The 4,327-nt window shown below is 43.0% G+C and carries 4 protein-coding genes and 1 pseudogene; all 5 read right to left on the reverse strand.

Annotation, left to right across the window (positions count from 1 at the left end; genetic code table 11):
• A pseudogene (locus ACFIL8_RS04250) lies at positions 1-1,049 on the reverse strand (F0F1 ATP synthase subunit beta); the annotation flags it as partial.
• Between the two features lie 19 nt (positions 1,050-1,068).
• The gene (locus ACFIL8_RS04255) at positions 1,069-1,980 is read right to left on the reverse strand and encodes a F0F1 ATP synthase subunit gamma (RefSeq protein ID WP_375611723.1); all 912 of its coding nucleotides are present in this window, start codon (positions 1,978-1,980) and stop codon (positions 1,069-1,071) included.
• A 20-nt stretch (positions 1,981-2,000) separates the two neighbouring features.
• The gene (gene atpA / locus ACFIL8_RS04260; RefSeq protein WP_375611722.1) at positions 2,001-3,536 is read right to left on the reverse strand and encodes a F0F1 ATP synthase subunit alpha; all 1,536 of its coding nucleotides are present in this window, start codon (positions 3,534-3,536) and stop codon (positions 2,001-2,003) included.
• Positions 3,536-4,117, reverse strand: a complete 582-nt coding sequence (atpH, locus tag ACFIL8_RS04265; RefSeq protein ID WP_375668289.1) for an ATP synthase F1 subunit delta — start codon at positions 4,115-4,117, stop codon at positions 3,536-3,538. Before atpH ends, atpA begins: the two co-directional genes overlap by 1 nt.
• On the reverse strand, positions 4,050-4,327 hold a 278-nt coding region (locus ACFIL8_RS04270; RefSeq protein WP_375688987.1), incomplete at its 5' end, for a hypothetical protein. The genes atpH and ACFIL8_RS04270, both read right to left, overlap by 68 nt.

Raw genomic sequence — 4,327 nt, forward strand, 5'->3', positions numbered from 1 at the left:
GTTGCCAAAGTTGGCTGATACCCCACAGCAGAAGGAATACGCCCTAAAAGAGCAGACACCTCAGCTCCTGCTTGCGTGAAACGGAAAATATTATCCACAAAGAAGAGAACATCTTGTCCTTCATCACGGAAACTTTCTGCAATTGTCAATCCTGAAAGAGCCACACGCGCACGCGCTCCTGGTGGTTCATTCATTTGCCCGTAAACAAGGGCACACTTTGACCCTTCCGTTGAACCATTATTCTCTTTTGGATTCACATTCACGCGGCTTTCGATCATTTCATAATAAAGATCATTTCCTTCACGTGTACGTTCTCCCACACCAGCAAATACAGAATAGCCACCATGTGCCTTTGCAATATTGTTTATAAGCTCCATAATGAGAACGGTTTTTCCAACACCAGCACCACCAAACAAGCCAATTTTACCCCCTTTAGAATAAGGGGCTAACAAATCCACGACTTTAATACCGGTGACGAGAATTTCCGAAACAGTCGATTGCTCAACATATTCAGGTGCCTCTTGGTGAATAGAACGTGTTTTGGTTGAAGCGATTGGTCCCACATTATCCACCGGTTCCCCAATCACATTCATAATACGTCCCAACGTTGCTTCTCCTACAGGAACGCTAATTTGTGTGCCTGTATCCACAACCTTTTGGCCCCGCATCAAACCATCAGTCGTATCCATAGCAATCGTACGCACAGTATTTTCACCCAAATGCTGCGCAACTTCTAATACTAAGCGATTACCTAAATTCTCTGTTTCCAAAGCGTTGAGAATATTTGGCAATTCACCTTCAAATTGCACATCAACGACAGCACCAATAATCTGCTTGATTTCACCAACAGCGCCTTTTGCATGCTCTTCTTTTTTTGCGGATGTATCTTTTTTTACAGGTGTATCTTTAGCTGCATCACGCGCAGGTACAGAGGAAGCCTTTACATCCACTTGAGATTTCGAAGCGGCTTTTTTCACGCCGGAACGAGCAGCTGGTTTCTTTTTTTCACCTTTTTCTGTTCCTTTGCTTGAGGTTACTGCTTTTACCATCAATTCTTACCTTCTCCATTTAAAGCGCTTCAGCGCCCGCAATAATTTCGATCAATTCTGTCGTAATCTGTGCTTGACGTTGACGATTATAAGCCACCGTCAATTTACTAATCATTTCACCCGCATTGCGCGATGCATTATCCATAGCTGTCATCTTGGCGCCCATTTCACCAGCAACATTTTCTAGCAAAGCCCGAAAGATTTGCACCGAAAGATTACGTGGTACAAGGGCCTCTAAAAGAGACGCAGCATCAGGTTCATATTCATAAACAATCGATTGTGAACCTTTGTTATGATCGGTTTGCTCCACAATATCTATTGCCCTAACAGTTGCTTTTGGAGCAACCATTGGAATCAAATCCAAAGCTGTTGGACGCTGATTAATTACGGAAACAAATTCAGAATAAAACAGCGTACAAACATCGAAAGCGCCTTCATTGAATAAATCAACAATCCGTTGACTAATCATCACTGCTTCTGCAAAACCAATTCGCTTTACAGCATGCAAATCGATATGATCAATTATCAAGCCTTTGTAATCACGCGATAAAATATCCGCGCCTTTTTTACCCACAGTGATAATTTTTACTATTTTATCAGCCGCCAACAATGCCTTAATCTGCTCACGTGCACGACGAGCAATTTGCACGTTAAAAGCACCACACAAACCGCGCTCAGCAGTACACACCACCAAAAGATGTACATCATCGCGCCCCGTACCACGCATAAGAGTAGGCGCATCAACACCATCTACATCAGCAGCAACACTGGTCAAAATATCAGCCATTCTCTTCGCATAAGGGCGTGCAGACTGCGCTGCCTCTTGAGCACGATGCAACCTTGCCGCTGCAACCATTTGCATAGCTTTGGTAATCTTTTGTGTTGCTTTAACCGAAGCGATACGGTCTCTAAGATCTTTTAGTGAAGCCATTCAAGCATTCCATCAATTCATCACGAGAAATTTTTTGCATAAGTATCAAGAACAGTTATCAACTTATCTTTCAGCTCATCTGTTATTTGCTTTTGCTCAGCAATTGCCTTTAAGAGATCTTGATAATCACTACGCAAAAGCACTAAAAGTCCCTGCTCAAACCGCGCAACATCAGAAACCGCCAAAGCATCAAGATAGCCATTCACACCCGCGAAAATAACCACCACCTGTTCTTCTGTTTTGAGCGGAGAAAATTGCGGCTGCTTCAACAGCTCTGTCAAACGCGCACCCCGATTTAACAGACGCTGGGTTGACGCATCCAAATCAGAGCCAAACTGCGCAAAAGCTGCCATTTCACGATATTGCGCCAATTCACCTTTAATCGAGCCAGCAACTTGCTTCATTGCCTTAATTTGTGCAGCAGAACCAACACGCGATACAGAAAGACCAACATTTACAGCAGGACGAATTCCTTGATAAAACAAATTAGTCTCTAGAAAAATTTGCCCATCAGTAATCGAAATCACATTTGTAGGAATATAGGCAGAAACATCATTTGCTTGCGTTTCAATAACCGGCAAAGCTGTCAACGACCCAGATCCATTTTCCGCATTCAACTTCGCAGCCCGCTCTAAAAGACGCGAATGCAGATAGAAAACATCTCCCGGATAAGCTTCACGACCTGGAGGACGACGCAATAAAAGAGACATTTGACGATACGCCACCGCCTGTTTTGATAAGTCATCATAACCAATCAAAGCATGTTGCCCATTATCACGGAAATACTCACCCATAGCACACCCAGCAAGAGGTGCAATAAATTGCAGTGGTGCTGGATCAGAAGCGGTCGCTGCAACAATAATAGAATATTCCAGCGCTCCACGTTCTTCTAAAACTTTAACGAATTGTGCCACCGTCGAACGTTTTTGACCGATAGCCACATAAATACAATAAACTTTGTCTTGCTCTCGTCCAGCCCCTGTCTCATGAAAAGGTTTTTGGTTTAAAAATGTATCGAGCAAAATTGCTGTTTTTCCTGTTTGGCGATCACCAATCACCAATTCACGCTGCCCCCGTCCAATAGGGATGAGTGCGTCAATCGCTTTCAATCCGGTCGACATCGGTTCATGGACAGACTGACGCGGAATAATTCCAGGAGCCTTAACATCGACACGACGACGCTCTGTTGCTTTAATGGGCCCCTTCCCATCGATAGGGTTTCCCAACGCATCAACCACACGCCCAAGCAAAGCGGGACCCACAGGAACATCGACGATAGCGCCTAGCCGCTTTACACAATCACCTTCACGAATATCACGATCTGAGCCAAAAATGACCACACCAACATTATCAACTTCCAAATTGAGTGCCATACCACGCACACCGTTTGGAAAGGCGACCATTTCCCCTGCTTGGACATTATCCAAACCATAAACGCGAGCAATACCATCCCCTACAGAGAGAACCCAACCAATTTCTGAAACCTCAGCCTTTTGGTCAAAGTTTTTGATTTGCTCTTTTAGAATTTTTGAAATTTCAGATGGTCTAATATCCATCAGCTGACCTCTTTTTTCAATGCAAGCTTAAGTGAAGACAATTTTGTGAGAAGAGACGTATCAATTTGAGACGATCCCACACGAACGATTAATCCACCAAGAATTGTTGGATCCACAATGATGTGCAGCAAGACTTTTCCTCCAACAACACCTTCCAAAGCCTCACACAACTCTTGTCTTTGTTGAGAACTTAAAGGGCACGCAGAAACAATTTGCGCAGTAACCTGCCTACGAGCGCGTGCAACACAATGCTGAAAAGCACGTAAAATACCAAATACGGCACTAAGCCTACGGTTTATTGCAATAACGCGTAAAAAATTACCAATGACCTGCCCTGCGTTTTTATCAGCAAATTTGATGTTTGCACAAACAGATTGCATCACCTTAATTTGCTCTTTAACTGAAAAGAATGGACTAAGCACAAAGCATTTTAAATCCTTATGCTCCAAAACAAGCAAAAGATCCTCTACTGCCTTTTCAACCTTTTCAACGTTTCCGGCTTCTTGAACGCAATCAAAAAGCGCTTGCGCATAGCGTTGATCTACCAACGGCAGCGGTATGAGAGAAAATGAATCCGACACGAAATACCGCCTCTTTCCCTTGAGCGACTCTCTGATAGTTATCAGATGAAATGAAACAGACATTCTCAATCTTAAGAATCTTTTTCTTAAAACCTAGAACAAAAATCACTTGGTTTCTAGCATAGACATAGCCGACTCGCAACACCACAAATCGCTGCTTTTTAAAAATTTTAATAAAATATTCAAAATATTTTTGAAAAGCATTTTTTT

Source organism: Bartonella sp. AP57NXGY, assembly GCF_042195805.1.
GTDB lineage: Bacteria > Pseudomonadota > Alphaproteobacteria > Rhizobiales > Rhizobiaceae > Bartonella.

Excerpts from the sequence above, each read along its gene's own strand:
- ACFIL8_RS04255 (WP_375611723.1), bottom strand. The coding sequence starts at position 1,980 with ATGGCTTCACTAAAAGATCTTAGAGACCGTATCGCTTCGGTTAAAGCA.
- atpA (WP_375611722.1), bottom strand. The coding sequence starts at position 3,536 with ATGGATATTAGACCATCTGAAATTTCAAAAATTCTAAAAGAGCAAATC.